Origin of the sequence: Litoreibacter sp. (genome assembly GCF_039974535.1) — a bacterium.
Taxonomy (GTDB): Bacteria; Pseudomonadota; Alphaproteobacteria; order Rhodobacterales; family Rhodobacteraceae; genus Litoreibacter.
Genome location: NZ_JBDWIU010000003.1, coordinates 61,390 through 75,720 on the forward strand (window position 1 = coordinate 61,390; position 14,331 = coordinate 75,720).

Annotated in this window: 14 protein-coding genes and 1 tRNA gene; 8 read left to right on the plus strand and 7 right to left on the minus strand. The window is 58.1% G+C overall.

Annotation, left to right across the window (positions count from 1 at the left end; genetic code table 11):
- Positions 1-4: 4 nt before the first annotated feature.
- Together ABJN86_RS01440 and cobA are read right to left on the minus strand one after the other, a co-directional pair.
- Positions 5-1,291 (minus strand): cobyrinate a,c-diamide synthase, encoded by a 1,287-nt coding sequence (locus tag ABJN86_RS01440; RefSeq protein WP_348364573.1) that lies wholly within the window; start codon positions 1,289-1,291, stop codon positions 5-7.
- Positions 1,288-2,139: a uroporphyrinogen-III C-methyltransferase gene (gene cobA, locus ABJN86_RS01445; RefSeq protein WP_348364687.1), complete on the minus strand. Its 852-nt coding sequence runs from the start codon at positions 2,137-2,139 to the stop codon at positions 1,288-1,290. The genes ABJN86_RS01440 and cobA overlap by 4 nt, the downstream gene beginning before the upstream one ends.
- 97 nt (positions 2,140-2,236) lie before the next feature.
- Here cobA and ABJN86_RS01450 point away from each other — a divergent pair, with 97 nt between their 5' ends.
- The 4 genes from ABJN86_RS01450 to ABJN86_RS01465 are packed head-to-tail and all read left to right on the plus strand — an operon-like array spanning position 2,237 to position 5,286.
- Complete coding sequence (locus ABJN86_RS01450) at positions 2,237-3,280, plus strand: cobalt-precorrin-5B (C(1))-methyltransferase (RefSeq protein ID WP_348364572.1); 1,044 nt, start codon at positions 2,237-2,239, stop codon at positions 3,278-3,280.
- Positions 3,277-4,008 carry a cobalt-precorrin-6A reductase gene (locus ABJN86_RS01455; RefSeq protein WP_348364571.1) on the plus strand — a complete coding sequence of 244 codons (732 nt, stop codon included), beginning with the start codon at positions 3,277-3,279 and terminating at the stop codon, positions 4,006-4,008. The genes ABJN86_RS01450 and ABJN86_RS01455 overlap by 4 nt, the downstream gene beginning before the upstream one ends.
- Positions 3,995-4,618, plus strand: coding sequence for a DNA-3-methyladenine glycosylase 2 family protein (locus ABJN86_RS01460; protein ID WP_348364569.1), 624 nt, complete (start codon positions 3,995-3,997; stop codon positions 4,616-4,618). The genes ABJN86_RS01455 and ABJN86_RS01460 overlap by 14 nt, the downstream gene beginning before the upstream one ends.
- Positions 4,615-5,286, plus strand: a complete 672-nt coding sequence (locus ABJN86_RS01465; RefSeq protein ID WP_348364568.1) for an alpha/beta fold hydrolase — start codon at positions 4,615-4,617, stop codon at positions 5,284-5,286. Before ABJN86_RS01460 ends, ABJN86_RS01465 begins: the two co-directional genes overlap by 4 nt.
- On the opposite strand, the gene ABJN86_RS01470 is transcribed toward ABJN86_RS01465, so the two are convergent.
- Positions 5,252-5,767: a hypothetical protein gene (locus tag ABJN86_RS01470; RefSeq protein WP_348364566.1), complete on the minus strand. Its 516-nt coding sequence runs from the start codon at positions 5,765-5,767 to the stop codon at positions 5,252-5,254. The two genes, ABJN86_RS01465 and ABJN86_RS01470, sit on opposite strands and share 35 nt — an antisense overlap.
- A gap of 226 nt (positions 5,768-5,993) precedes the next feature.
- Between ABJN86_RS01470 and ABJN86_RS01475 the strand changes: the two genes are divergently transcribed.
- Positions 5,994-6,578 (plus strand): HNH endonuclease, encoded by a 585-nt coding sequence (locus tag ABJN86_RS01475; RefSeq protein WP_348364565.1) that lies wholly within the window; start codon positions 5,994-5,996, stop codon positions 6,576-6,578.
- Here ABJN86_RS01475 and ABJN86_RS01480 read toward each other — a convergent pair.
- Positions 6,575-7,534, minus strand: coding sequence for a radical SAM protein (locus ABJN86_RS01480; protein WP_348364564.1), 960 nt, complete (start codon positions 7,532-7,534; stop codon positions 6,575-6,577). The genes ABJN86_RS01475 and ABJN86_RS01480 overlap by 4 nt on opposite strands.
- Positions 7,535-7,728: 194 nt before the next feature.
- Here ABJN86_RS01480 and zwf point away from each other — a divergent pair, with 194 nt between their 5' ends.
- From zwf to pgi, 3 genes are read left to right on the plus strand one after another with little or no spacing between them, the layout of a single operon-like run.
- Positions 7,729-9,180 carry a glucose-6-phosphate dehydrogenase gene (zwf, locus tag ABJN86_RS01485; protein WP_348364562.1) on the plus strand — a complete coding sequence of 484 codons (1,452 nt, stop codon included), beginning with the start codon at positions 7,729-7,731 and terminating at the stop codon, positions 9,178-9,180.
- Positions 9,180-9,827, plus strand: a complete 648-nt coding sequence (gene pgl, locus ABJN86_RS01490) for a 6-phosphogluconolactonase (RefSeq protein WP_348364561.1) — start codon at positions 9,180-9,182, stop codon at positions 9,825-9,827. The genes zwf and pgl overlap by 1 nt, the downstream gene beginning before the upstream one ends.
- Entirely contained in the window at positions 9,827-11,422 is a 1,596-nt protein-coding gene (gene pgi / locus ABJN86_RS01495) for a glucose-6-phosphate isomerase (RefSeq protein ID WP_348364559.1), read from the plus strand. Before pgl ends, pgi begins: the two co-directional genes overlap by 1 nt.
- Here the strand turns inward: pgi and ABJN86_RS01500 are convergent.
- From ABJN86_RS01500 to ABJN86_RS01510, 3 genes are all read right to left on the minus strand, one after another.
- Positions 11,419-11,889, minus strand: coding sequence for a thioesterase family protein (locus ABJN86_RS01500; RefSeq protein ID WP_348364558.1), 471 nt, complete (start codon positions 11,887-11,889; stop codon positions 11,419-11,421). The two genes, pgi and ABJN86_RS01500, sit on opposite strands and share 4 nt — an antisense overlap.
- Before the next feature lie 9 nt (positions 11,890-11,898).
- A tRNA-Gly gene (locus ABJN86_RS01505) sits at positions 11,899-11,972 on the minus strand.
- 35 nt (positions 11,973-12,007) lie between these two features.
- Positions 12,008-14,041: an ASKHA domain-containing protein gene (locus ABJN86_RS01510; RefSeq protein ID WP_348364557.1), complete on the minus strand. Its 2,034-nt coding sequence runs from the start codon at positions 14,039-14,041 to the stop codon at positions 12,008-12,010.
- Between the last annotated feature and the right edge of the window lie 290 nt (positions 14,042-14,331).

Sequence of the window (14,331 nt, forward strand, 5' to 3'; positions counted from 1 at the left end):
ATGGCTAAGCCTTGTCGCGGGATGTGTCCAGACGATCAATGACATGCGCGAAAGAGCCGCAGACGCGCCCTTGGCGTAGTCCCATCGCGGGCAGCGACGTCCCTTCGGCATCACTGGCATGAAACAGCGGCAGCCCTTCGGCCTTTATCGTGGTGGCGTAGTGAAACTCGTGGCCTTTCAAATGCCCCTTGAATGGTCCATCCTGTGCGGTGAGGTTTCGATAACCCAGATGCAGTTTTCGGTGCGCGAAGCTAGTCTGCAACTCCAACAATTCCGCCATTTTATGTGTGGTGCCATCGGCGTCTATTAGGCTTTCTCCCAACATCATGTACCCGCCACATTCTCCATATATATCAGAGCATTGTGACGCTTTTCTCAAACTGTCTAGGAAGATCGAATTGCTAGCCAATTGGGCCGCGTGAAGCTCTGGGTAGCCTCCTGGAAGGAAGATTAAATCGCTCTCGGGGACGGGGTCGTCGTTTAGTGGAGAGAAGGTTTTGATTTGGGCCCCACCAGCCCGCCAGTCCTCAAGGAGATGCGGATAGGCAAAGGCAAAGGCCTGATCTTGGGCCACCGCGATGCGGCTATAATGAGACCTAAACGGTTGAGGTGCACTTGCGCGGGTAATTGGAGCCGAAGGCAGGGCATCAAGATCAACATGCGCCTCAATCATATCCGCGACTTGGTCCAGCCACCAAACAAGGTCGGGCCGCTCGGCGGCTTGCACCAAGCCCAAATGACGCGAGGGGTGTGCCAGATCGCTGCATCGTGGCACAGCGCCAAGCACCGGAATGTCGTCAGGAAAATGACGCCGCAACATCGCCTCATGTCGGGGGCTGGCAACCTTGTTTAGAATGACGCCCGCCACATGAAGGCCCGCGCGGTGCATGGCAAAGCCTTGCGCAATGGCGGCCGCACTTTGCCCCATGCCAGAGCCGTCGATGACCAGAACCACAGGAATGCCTAAGATTTGCGCGACATCTGCCGCGGATCCCTTGCCATCGGGCATGGCACCATCAAAGAGGCCCATGGCGCCCTCAACAACTAGGAAGTCGTCGCTTCGGGTGGCCAATGTGCGGATTCGGCTGGGTGACATGGCCCAAGCATCGAGGTTGGGGCAGGGGGTGCCACAAGCGGCCTCATGAAAGCGCGGGTCAATGTAGTCGGGGCCGGATTTGGCCCCTTGGACCTTACCACGCCGTGAGAGCGCGCGCAGCAATCCTAATGTGACGGTGGTTTTGCCAGTGCCGGACGCAGGTGCCGCGATGAGCAGCCCATGACCGGGTTTCATGCGCTCTCAGCGGGGCGACCCCGCCCAAGTGGGTCAAGGTTGCGCGGCTGGGTGCCGCCAATTTGTGATTGCCAGTCAAGCACTTGGCGCATGGAGACCGCATGCCCGACGCAAATAATCGCGGGGGGCTGCATGTTGGCCGCCTGCGCGTCGGCTACGCATGTGCCCAAGGTTGTCTCTAGGACTTGTTGGTTTGGGGTGGTGGCGCTGGTGACAATCGCCACAGGCTCTGAGGTAGGGCGTCCAGCCTCGATCAGTTGCGCGGTGATGTGGGCGATGTGCTTCATCCCCATGTAGATCACCAACACTTGCGAACCCTTGGCGATTGAGGCCCAGTCAAGGCTACCTGTGGCGGCGCCGGATTGGTCATGGCCCGTGACGAAGGTAACGGATTGGTTCACGTCGCGGTGGGTGACGGGGATGCCCGCGTAGGCCAAGCCGCCAATGCCGGCGCTAATACCGGGAATAATGCGGATGGGGATGCCGTGCTGCACAAGGGTTTGCCCCTCCTCGCCGCCACGCCCGAAGACGAACGGGTCGCCCCCTTTGAGGCGCAGCACGCGTTTGCCCTCCTTGGCCAGCTCGACCAGTCGCAGCGAGATGTCGCGTTGCTTTGCGGATGGTTTGCCACCGCGTTTGCCCGCGTAGATATGTTCGGCCTGCGGGGCCCAATCCAAAATGGCCTCTTGCACCAAGGCGTCATAAATCACCACATCCGCCTGCCGCAAAGCGTTCAGCGCATGTAGGGTCAGCAGTCCCGGATCACCGGGGCCTGCGCCGCAAAGCCAAACCCAGCCAGGTTCAAGAACCGGCCATTGGCTGTCGGGAAGGGGCATTGAGTCGTTCATAGGCTCATTATGACCTGTAAGCCGCCGATGCAAAAGCGAAAGAGCGACCCCGCAATGGCCATTGGCGGCGCGGTGGCGCGGCGTTAAGGTCGCGGTCATGACGAATGAGATCGCTCCACAATTGCGCCGAGGCTGGACCACGGGCGCCTGCGCCACCGCCGCCGTCAAGGCGGGGTTGCAGATTTTGTGGGGGGGGCGCGTGCCCAACGACGTCACAATCACCCTGCCCAAAGGCGAGACGCCGTTGTTTGCCTTGGCCCACATGGCGCAGGGCGACGGTTGGGCTGAGGTGGGCATCGAGAAGGACGCGGGCGACGACCCTGACGTCACCCATGGCGCGCTTATCAAGGCGCGAGTGTGCGCCTCCGATGGTGGGGTGGTGTTCCGCGCGGGCGAAGGTGTGGGGACGGTGACCAAAGCAGGGTTGCCAATTGGGGTCGGTGAGCCTGCGATCAACCCCGTGCCACGCGCGATGATGGATGAGGTCGTGGCGGAGATGGCCGTGGAGTTTGGCCAAAATCCAGATGTGGAGATCACGATATCTGTCCCTAATGGCGCGGAAATCGCCAAGAAAACGTGGAACCCGCGGCTGGGGATCAAGAGCGGCCTGTCGATCCTTGGAACCACGGGCGTGGTGCGCCCGTTCTCTTGCGCGGCTTGGATCGCGTCTATTCATCGCGGTGTTGATGTCGCGCGCGCCGAAGGGCTGCGTCACGTCGCAGGCTGCACAGGCGCGACCTCCGAGAAGGTTGTGCAGGAGCTGCTGGGCCTACCGGAGCAAGCGATGCTTGATATGGGGGACTTTGCGGGCGGCTTGCTGAAATACTTGGCGCGCCATCCGGTTGAGCATGTGACCATCGGCGGCGGCATTGGCAAGATCAGCAAATTGGCCCAAGGGGCGCGGGATTTGCACTCCAAACGGTCTCAAGTTGACTTTTCCTTGCTGAATGAGTGGGTTGACGTCGATATCTCAGGTGTAAATACGGCGCTGGAGGCGGTCACGATTGCACCCGAATTGGCGTTGCGCGTCGCGGATGAAGCCTTGGCGCAGGTGAAACTTATCCTGAAGGATGCGCCGGTGGAGCCTAGCATCGTAGTGATTGACCGCGCGGGCAATTTGCTCGCGAAGGCTGGGCTATGAAGATACTGCTGTTGGCGGGCACCAGCGAAGCACGTGATTTGTCGCGGGCGCTTGTGGCGCGGGGGCACCATGTCGTGGCCTCGCTTGCGGGCGCAACACGCGCCCCGCGAGATTTGGGTTGCGAGACCCGCGTGGGCGGTTTTGGCGGCGAGCAGGGGTTTCGTGACTGGCTGGCGAACAATCCGGTTGATCTGGTAATTGACGCCACGCATCCATTCGCGACGAATATTACCAAGCGCACGGCGCGGGTTTGCGGCGACCTTGGGGTGCAGAGCCTGCAGGTGCGTCGCGGCCCTTGGGCGCCGGAGGCGGGTGACAATTGGCGCTTCATTGACCACCCGCAACAGGCCGGCGACGTTATTCCAAACGGATCACGGGTGTTTCTTGCCACGGGGCGTCAAACGCTAAAGCAGTTCTCTGGTCTTGCCTCCTGCTATCTGATTTGCCGCCAGATTGACCCGCCGGAAGGGCCGTTCCCCTTTGAAAATGGGGAGTTCCGTGTCGGCCGCCCGCCTTTCTCGGTGGAGGATGAGGTGGGGCTGTTCACAGACCTGAAAATCGACTGGTTGGTTGTCAAAAATGCGGGTGGGGCGATGTCACGCTCGAAACTGGACGCGGCGCGGCGGATGGGGATGCCTGTGCTGATGATCAACCGAACAGCGCCCCCTGACGGGCCGCAAGTGGCCACTGTCGACGCAGCATTGGAGTGGCTAGATGCGCATTATTAAGGGTGACGACTGCGTGGCCGAAGGGGCCGCGTGGTTGGCCGAGAAAGAGCCGCTGTTTGCACAGGCCTTGTCTGAGGTCGGGCCACTTCCACTGCGGTTGAAGCCGGAAGGGTTTTCGCAGTTGTTGTCGGCGATCATGGGGCAGCAGGTCTCCATCGCTTCTGCTGCAGCGATCAACGGGCGCTTGCAGGATGCGGGATTGATCGACGAGGCCAGCGTCGCGGCGGCCAGCGAAGACGACTTGCGCGCGTGCGGATTGTCCCGTCAAAAGATAAAATACGCCCATGCCTTGGCCAATTCAGGCATTGATTTCAATGGATTGCGCGGCCAAAGCACGGCAGAGGTCGTCAAAACCCTCACCGCCGTATCCGGGATCGGGTCGTGGACGGCCGAGATCTACGCGATGTTCTCGTTGGGGCATGCGGATGTGTTTGCATCGGGGGATTTGGCGTTACAGGAAGCCGCGCGCATCCTGTTTGAGCTGCCTGAGCGCCCGAAGGAAAAGCAGATGCGTCAGATGGCGTTGGACTGGTCCCCGTGGCAAAGCGTTGCAGCCCGCATCTTGTGGGCCTATTACCGAGTTGCAAAAGACCGAGAGGGGATCACATGACACGGATTTTGGAAAGCAGCCGCAAGGCATCGAAATCGGGCGAAGACAGCTCGTTGGTGATTTTCTTGCACGGCTACGGTGCGGATGGCGCTGACTTGTTGGGCCTTGCGGACCCATTGTCCGAGCATTTGCCTGACACCGTATTCGCGGCCCCCAATGCGCCGGAAGTGTGCATCGGCAATCCTGCGGGCTTCCAGTGGTTCCCGATCCCTTGGATCGATGGCTCCTCGGAGGAAGAATCCGAGCGTGGCATGATGCAAGCGGTGGACGACTTGAACGCCTATATCGACGCGACAATGGAGGAAGAGGGGCTGTCCGAGGCGGAGACAATCCTCGTCGGTTTCTCGCAAGGCACGATGATGGCGCTGCATATCGCGCCGCGCCGTGCGGATCAGTTCGCGGGCATCGTTGCGTTCTCTGGCCGTTTGTTGCGCCCTGAGTTGCTGGCGGATGAAGCCATATCAAAGCCGCCCGTCGTGTTGATCCACGGGGACCAAGACGATGTCGTGCCGCCGGTGTCCATGCCGGAGGCGGGTGACGCGCTGCAAGAAGCGGGCTTCCCAGTGTTCGGGCATGTCATGAAGGGGACTGGCCACGGCATCGCGCCAGATGGCCTAGGCGTCGCACTTTCCTTTATCGGGCAGCAGCTTGGGTTGGACCTCGGCTAAGCCGTTTTGCCGCGCCCTTTAACAGGGCGTGGGAATACGCAACATGCAGCCACGTTGTGGCCTTGATGAATAGGCCTACGGTTTCACTTTCTTGGTTTGGGGTGACTGCGGAGCCGAAAAACAAATGTGTGCCGCCCTCATGGGGGCGGGTCATGAACCATGATCGCGTTTTTGATGCCAAGTCGCACATCAGCAGTTGGGTTTCGGTGCGGTCTTCGACGTCCCAAGCTGAAAACCGAGTTGTCGCCCCATGGGCAACATCAACAGCGTCCTCGTCGGTGGATGGACGGTTCACAGCAAATCGCAGGATAACCCGCTCGCTGCGAAACAGAGGCGCTGTATAGAACGCGGTCACAAATTGAGGCAGGGTGACGATGCCATCCATGTGGCAGCAAAAACAATCGGTGTAGTTTCCTGCCTTAGTTGCATAGCGCTGAAGTAAGGCGTCAGCGGGGAGGGGGTGGGCTGCCGTGTCGGGCATTGTAAGCGCCTTTCAGTGTGATGACTGGAAGCTACATCGCAGGTGGATCTGTAACAACGAGGTGATGTGTCACGCCTCAATCGAGGAGCTGCCTAAAATTGCACCACATTCCGTTATGTAGCGGGGTTGTCAGGTTAAAATAACGATATATAGTTTTAAGGGACTGGGGCGGGGCTCCCCGCTCTGGTGTTCTAACAGGCACGACAGAGCAGGAGACTTCTTCTCTATGGACGGCGACTTTAGACACGATTTTGTCCGAGAACCGGGCAGTTTGAAACATAATCCGGCACTTGTACTCAACGCGGATTACCGCCCTTTATCTTATCTGCCGCTTTCACTTTGGACGTGGCAGGAGGCCGTGAAGGCCGCGTTCTTGGATCGTGTGACGATTCTGAGCGAATACGAGCAGGTGGTGCGATCCCCTACGATGGAAATCCGTATCCCCAGCGTGGTGGTGCTGAAGGACTATGTGAAGCCGCAAAAGAAGGTGGCTTTCACGCGGTTTAACTTATTTCTACGCGATGAATTTTGTTGCCAATATTGCGGGGCACGGGGCGAATTGACGTTTGATCACGTGGTCCCGCGGGCTCATGGTGGAGTAACGTCGTGGGAAAATGTGGTCGCGGCTTGCTCGCCCTGCAACCTGCGTAAAGGGTCGCAGTGGCTGCACAAATCGGGCATGTCGCTTCGCAAGCCACCGGGGCAGCCAAGCGTGGGGCAATTGATGAATGCAGGGCGAAAGTTCCCGCCGAACCACCTCCATGACAGCTGGATCGACTTCTTGTATTGGGACGCGGAATTGGAGCGTTAAGCGGAGCAACTCGCGCCGCCAAGAACGCAGAATTTGGCGCAATGGGGGTGGTTGAGCTGCACATCGCGCTCAGCCTCCTCCAAGGTTTCGCCAAGTTCAAATTCTGGGCTGTAGGCCAGCAAAGTACACGCCAAAACGGCAGGCTTTTCCGCGCCCTTACGTTTGACGACCATGCGTGAGGAGGAGCACATGATGGCGTCAGGCGACTTGTCGAGGATGCTCCAACACTCGGACGTGATTTCCGGCACTTCAACCGTTTCATCCATTTCAGGGAAAAGTACTGTTATCCCAGGGTCTTGAGCATCGATATTGAAGTTATTTTTCGCGAATATTTCCGCATATCCCTCGCGGGCTTGGGCGTCGCTTTCGGCCCAGATGGAGCGCCCAGCAACAGCCATGCGTGCACCTTCGTCGCGTAGCCATTCCATGCCCTCGATGGTGCGCGCAAACGCGTCTTTGCCACGCTCTTTATCATGAACTTCGGGGGACCAGTGATCTAGCGAGATGCGGAAGGTCAGTTTGTCGCCAAATTCCGCGATAAGCTTGCTCAGCTCTACACGGACGGATTTGCGCATCATCGGGCGCATTGCGTTCGTCAAGATCAACACGTCATAGCCACGATCCAAGGATGCACGGGCCATGTCGCACATGTCAGGGTTCATAAACGGCTCGCCACCAGTGAAGGCGATCTCGTTTACGCCCCATTTGCGCGTATCCAGCTGGTCCAAGTAGTCTTCGACCTCAGCCGTGGTGATATAGACTAGTGCGTCATTCTTCGGCGATGACAGGATATAGCAGTTTTCGCAGGCAATGTTACAAAGGGTTCCGGTGTTGAACCAAAGCGTTTGCGGATTGGTAAGTGCTACAGAAGCCCGAGTTTCACCCTTTGCGGTGACGAGGGGATTTGTGAATTTACCAGCATTGGCCAATTGTATTGAATCGACTTGGTCTTTCATTCGGCCTGCTCCGTTTTATGTCTACCGATGGCTAACGCGTCGAGATGTGAAGAGAAAGTACTCTGTGTATCATCTGACAAGCTTGTGACCGGTGGTGGGAGTGTTAGGATCATTTCGTGCAGAATGCACTAGAATAGATAGCTCGTTAGCGCTAACAGTGCGGCGATCTTAATCCATAGAGTAAGGGTAGCCCAATGGTCTCACGCGTCATTCCAGTCGAGAGCTTTGATCTTGTGATTTTTGGCGGGACAGGCGATTTGGCCCGTCGCAAAATTTTGCCGGGGTTATATCGGCGATTCCTGTCTGGGCAGATGCCTGAGGATGCACGCATCATCGGTGCGGCTCGCAGTGATTTGGACGACGAGGGCTTCCGCGCCATGATCCGAGATGCGATCAACGAGTTCGTCGCGAAGGAAAAGCGCAAACCCAAGGTGATTGAAGCCTTCCTTGCGCAATTGCACTACACCCCGATCGACGCCAAAGGCGAAGGTGGGTGGGATACACTGTCGAAACTGGTTCGCAAAGACAGGGTTCAGGCCTTCTACTTCTCGGTTGGTCCAAGCCTGTTTGGTGATTTGGCAACGCGCCTGCACAAGCACGACATTGCCAAAGACGACAGCCGTATCGTGGTGGAAAAGCCGTTTGGCCGCGATCTGGAAAGTGCCAAAGCTCTGAACGCCGTTTTGGCTGCCAGCTTTGACGAGCACCAGATTTACCGCATCGACCACTATCTCGGCAAGGAAACGGTGCAAAACCTTATGGCGGTTCGTTTCGCCAACATGCTGTTTGAGCCACTGTGGAACGCGCAGTACATCGATCACGTCCAAATCACTGTGGCTGAAACGGTCGGTGTCGGCGGGCGCGGGGGCTACTACGACAAATCTGGCGCGATGCGCGATATGATCCAAAACCACCTGATGCAATTGCTGTGCCTGACCGCAATGGAGCCGCCATCAGAGTTTGAGCCAGATGCTGTTCGTGACGAAAAGTTGAAAGTTATCCGTGCCTTGGATGCCGTAACTTCCGAGAATATCGTGCGGGGACAATACGAGGCGGATAAGGATCAAGACAGCTACATCACCCATTCCGAGAACCCGGATAGCAAGACCGAAAGCTACATTGCGATGAAGGTCGATATCTCGAATTGGCGCTGGAAAGGGACACCGTTCTACCTGCGCACAGGGAAGCGTCTGAAAGGGCGCATGTCCGAAATTGTTGTCCACTTCAAGGAAGTGCCACACTCGATCTTTGGTGAAGACGCGGGCAGCAAGGCCAATGTCTTGGCCATTCGCCTGCAACCAGATGAGGGTATGGACCTGCGCGTCACCATTAAGGAGCCTGGCCCAGGCGGCATGCGCTTGGTTGATGTCCCGCTTGATATGACATTTGCCGATGCCTTGGGGCCGGAGGGGGCGGATGTACCTGACGCCTATGAGCGGCTGATTATGGACGTGATCCGTGGCAACCAAACATTGTTCATGCGCGGTGATGAAGTTGAGGCAGCATGGGCATGGACCGACCCGATCATCAACGGCTGGAAGGACCGCGGCGATAAACCGGCGCAATACGAGCCGGGGACAAGCGGGCCGGAGGATGCGTTGATGTTGTTGCACCGCGACGGGCGACGCTGGCGGGAGATAAAGTAATGGAATTCGTTGAATACCCAGACCGTGACCTGATGATGATCGACCTTGCCAACCATTTGGCGGGGGAGCTGGCTGAAACATTGATGACCCATGATCGGGCCAGTTTCGTGGTGCCTGGCGGCTCCACCCCCGGACCGGTTTTTGACGCGCTTTGTGCAGCTGATATTGACTGGTCGCGCGTCGATATTCTGGTCGGTGACGAGCGGCGCGTGCCTGCGGACCATGAGCGCTCCAACGAGCGGATGATCCGCGCGCGTATGCTGACCTCTCGGGCGGAGGCCGCGAATTATGTGTCGATCAGGCCGGATGGGGATCAACTGCCTGATATCTCGGCCTATCTGCCAATCTCGGTTTTGGTCGTTGGTATGGGGGCTGATATGCACACGGCCTCCTTGTTCCCCGGCTCGCCTGATTTAGAGGCCGCCTTGGCGCCCGACGCTGCTGATTTAATGCTGGTCGAGGCCTCCGACGGGCTAGAGCCACGGGTCACTTTGACGGGTCGCGTTTTGGCTGAGGCCATGAATGCACATGTTTTGATCACCGGAGCCGAAAAACGCGAAGCGTTAAATCGAGCGACTGATGCCACGCGCCTAGACGCCCCGATCCGAACCGTTCTTCCTAACGCAACAGTACACTGGGCCCCGTGATGAACTGGACTGACCTAAAGAACCGCGCCGACAACCGAGCGACCCTCGCCACGCTGTTTTCGCAAAATGATACCCGTGCGCAGGACTACTCGGTCCGTCACGGGGATATGTTATTAGATTTCTCCAAGACCCATATCGGTGCCGATGACCGCGCGTTGCTTTTGGCAATGGCTGCGAACGCTGGTGTCGAGGCGCGGCGTGCGGACATGTTTTCGGGCGTGAAGATCAACGAGACCGAAGACCGCGCGGTGCTCCACACGGCGCTGCGCAACATGGGCGACGACGACATCGAGGTTGATGGCGAAGGCGTCATGGCAGGCGTGCGCGAAACCCGTGGCCGTATGGCCGAGTTTGCGACTGCCGTGCGGTCGGGTGTGATCAAAGGGCAGGGCGGCCAGATCACGGATGTGGTCAACATTGGCATCGGCGGCTCTGACCTTGGGCCCGCAATGGCTGTGCTGGCCTTGGCCCCATATTGCGACGGACCACGGGTCCATTTCGTCTCCAACGTCGATGGCGCGGACATTGCGGACACGCTGCACGGGCTTGACCCAGCGACAACGCTGGTCATTGTGGCCTCCAAGACCTTCACCACCATTGAGACCATGACCAACGCGCGCACCGCGCAGGCGTGGATGGGTGAGGTGGTCAAAGACACAGGCGCGCAATTTGCAGCGCTGTCGACTGCTGAGGAAAAGACCGCAGAGTTCGGTATCGCGCCCTCAAGCGTGTTTGGCTTTGAGGATTGGGTCGGCGGGCGGTATTCCCTTTGGGGGCCGATTGGCCTGTCGATCATGATCGCCGTTGGGGCGGATGACTTCGACGCGTTTTTGCGCGGCGCATATGATATGGATTGCCACTTCCGCGACGCGCCATTGGATGAAAACCTGCCGATCTGGCTGGCGCTTACTGGTGTTTGGAACAACCAAGGTTGTGGCCATTCAACCCGCGCCGTGCTGCCATATGACCAGCGTCTGACACGCTTGCCCGCGTATTTTCAGCAGTTGGAAATGGAGAGCAACGGCAAGTCGGTTGCGATGGATGGCTCCTCGCTAGAGGTCAACTCAGGCCCCGTAGTTTGGGGCGAGCCGGGCACCAATGGTCAACATGCGTTCTACCAGCTGATCCACCAAGGCACGCGGGTGATCCCATGCGAATTTATGGTGGCGAAAAGCGGCCATGAGGAAGACTTGGCGCATCAGCACGAGTTGCTGGTTGCAAACTGCTTGGCGCAATCCGAGGCGCTCATGGTCGGCCGATCCTTAGAGGAGGCCACGGGCATCATGGCGAAGCGCGGGCTAACCGGCGCCGAATTGGACCGCCAAGCCCGCCACCGCGTGTTCCCAGGCGACCGCCCGTCCACCACGCTTGTGTACCCGAAGCTGACACCGTTCGTTTTGGGCCAGATCATCGCCCTCTATGAGCACCGCGTGTTTGTGGAAGGCGTGATGCTGGGCATCAACTCCTACGACCAATGGGGTGTGGAGCTTGGCAAAGAGCTGGCGAATGCCTTGACGCCAGTGCTGCGTGGCGAAGCGTCAGAAGAGGGCAAAGACAGCTCGACCCGCATGTTGCTGGATTACTTGCGCAGTTAAGCGTCGGTCGCGCCATCACGATCTTTGAAAATCTCGCGTAGATTGGCGGGGATGGGGTATTTCCCATCCTCGTTCACCATCACCAAAACCGCGTTGGACGTCGTGCGCAAAGCGCCACCTGACCACACGGCATATTCCATCTGAAAGCTGGAATTGCGAAGCCGCGTAGTGCGCCCTGTGACGACGTAATCATCGTCCAGCTTCATCTCGGCAAGATAGTCCACCTGCACTTGGCGCAACACCACCATAAGGGCGTCGCGGCCCGTGAGAGGCACGCCATAAGTCTTCATATATTGCAGGCGGAAGTTCTCGAACCACCCCAGATAAGCGGCGTTGTTCACATGCCCCAATGGGTCCAACTCGGTGAAACGCACACGGTCGGCAAAGCCAATTGGCCACGGCTCGGGGATGCCCAGCGTTCGCAGGGCGTTGGCGTCGAGCGGGGTGAGATGGGTAAGGTCAGTCATAAGAATTTTTGGAGCGGGTAACGAGAATCGAACTCGTAACTAAAGCTTGGGAAGCTGCCGTGATACCTTTTCACCATACCCGCTGATAGGTTTGAATTAAGTGAGCCACAGCGCGGCGTCAAGAGCGCCTGCGCCTGCGACGGCCACCTTCTTTGTCGCCACCACCCGTGTTGAAGTTCACATCGGGTAGTGTGACGATTGTGGACAGGATCGGGAACGGCTCCACTGCGTTGGGGATGTTGGAGGCATTGACGAAATGCTCCTGAAAACGCGGCTCAATGGCGGTTTCGATCTTAAGGATGTTGTGCACGGTCTGCTCGATTTCACGGCGAGCCTTGGTGTTGAGAAGTGCTATACGCGCGCCCGTGCCAGCCGCGTTGCCTGCCGAGGTGACCTTATCAAGTGGCGCATCAGGGATCATGCCCAGCACCATCGCGTGTTTGGGGGAGATATGTGCCCCAAACGCGCCCGCAAGTACCACGTGGTCGACGTTATCGACCTCAAATTTGTCCATCAACAAACGCGCCCCCGAATAGAGCGCAGCCTTGGCCATCTGGATTTCGCGAATGTCGCGGTTAGTGACTGTGATTTGGCGCTCGCCATCCTCATAGATCAAATAGCTGTAGGTTCTTCCGTCAATAAAACAACGACTTGTGCCGGTTTGTTCAGGTGATCCAATGAGGCCGGGACCATCGACAATGCCCGCCATGCGCATCTCAGCCACCATCTCGATAATGCCGGAGCCACAGATGCCCGTGATGCCAGTGCTGGCGATGACCGCGTCAAAACCTTCCTCATCCGACCAAACGTCGGAGCCAATCACGCGAAAGCGCGGCTCTTTGGTGACCGGATCAATTTCCACGCGCTCAATCGCACCAGGGGCCGCACGTTGGCCGGAACTGATCTGAGCACCTTCAAATGCTGGGCCTGTTGGGGAGGAACAGGCAAGCACCTTGTCCTTGTTGCCCAGCAAGATTTCCGCATTGGTGCCCACATCGACGACCAAAACGAGATCGTCGGACTTATCGGGGGCCTCGGACAACGCCACGGCGGCCGCATCAGCGCCCACGTGGCCCGCGATGCAAGGCAGCAGATAGACGCGCGCGGCGGGGTGCAGGTTTAGGTCCAACTCTATGGCGCGCAAGGACAAGGCCTCGGATGTGGCCAACGCAAAGGGGGCTTGGCCCAACTCGAAGGGATCAATGCCAAGGAACAAGTGGTGCATCACAGGGTTACACACGAAGACCGCATCGACGATCAGGTTGCGGTCAATCTCCGCCTCGGAGGCGATTTGCACAAACAGCGCGTTCATGCCTTCACGAACGGCTTGGGTCATTTCATCGGCGCCGCCCGTGTTCATCATCGAGTAGCTGACGCGGCTCATCAAATCCTCGCCGAAACGGATTTGCGGGTTCATGATGCCTGATGAGGCTACAACTTCGCCGGTCGTCAGGTCACACAGGTGCCCCGCGATGGTGGTCGAGCCCAGATCGACGGCAAGCCCATAAACTGTACCCTCATAGAAGCCCGGCCAGATGTGCATGATGCGAGGGCCGAACATCTCATCGCCCATGTGCACGGCACAAGTTACCTTCCATTCGCCTTTGCGCAGAATAGGTTGCAGGGTTTTCAGCAAGCCTAAATCGGCCTCAAGTGCGGGTAGGTCCCATTCTTTGCGAAGCGCTTTGATCAATCGCTCTAGATCGCCCGAAGGCTCGTGCATGTCGGGTTGCTCCACCTCGACATAATAGAGCTTGGTGGAGGGGTTTAGGGTGATGTCCCGCGCCTCGGCCCGTTTTCGAACCACTTGGCGGTGGACTTGGCTGCTTTCGGGCACGTCGATGACGATGTCGCCTTGAACTTGCGCTTGGCACCCAAGACGGCGACCTTTCGTGAGGCCACGCTTGTCGTCGTAGCGTTGCTCAACGCTGTTCCACTCGCTAAGCGCGTCGTCTTTAACGGTCACACCATGCTTAGGGAACTCCCCAAAGGACGGGGTGATCTGACATTTCGAGCAAATCCCGCGCCCGCCGCACACGCTATCAAGATCCACGCCCAATTGCCTTGCAGCTGTCAGCACAGGCGTGCCCGCAGGGAAATGCCCGCGCTTGCCGGATGGGGTGAAGATTACGAGAGGGTCTTTGTCGGACATTTTGGCACCGAAGCAGTTGTATTCACGTTAAAGTAGTAGGGGATTGGCTGGCCGGTGCAATGGCTGTCTGCGACGTGATATTGTCGGATTACGCATGGTTTTTATGAATGTTTAGGAGGGCTGGCTTTGCATGTGTCAAAGCCAGCGACCAAATGGTATTGATGAACTATTATGAAAAATTACTTTATTACATCTGCTTTGTTCATGGTTTTAGCGCCGTGTTCACAACTTTTTGCGCAGGACTTTCGATACCCTCAGTTTCAAAGCGAGCCGACGTGTGGGGACGGTCC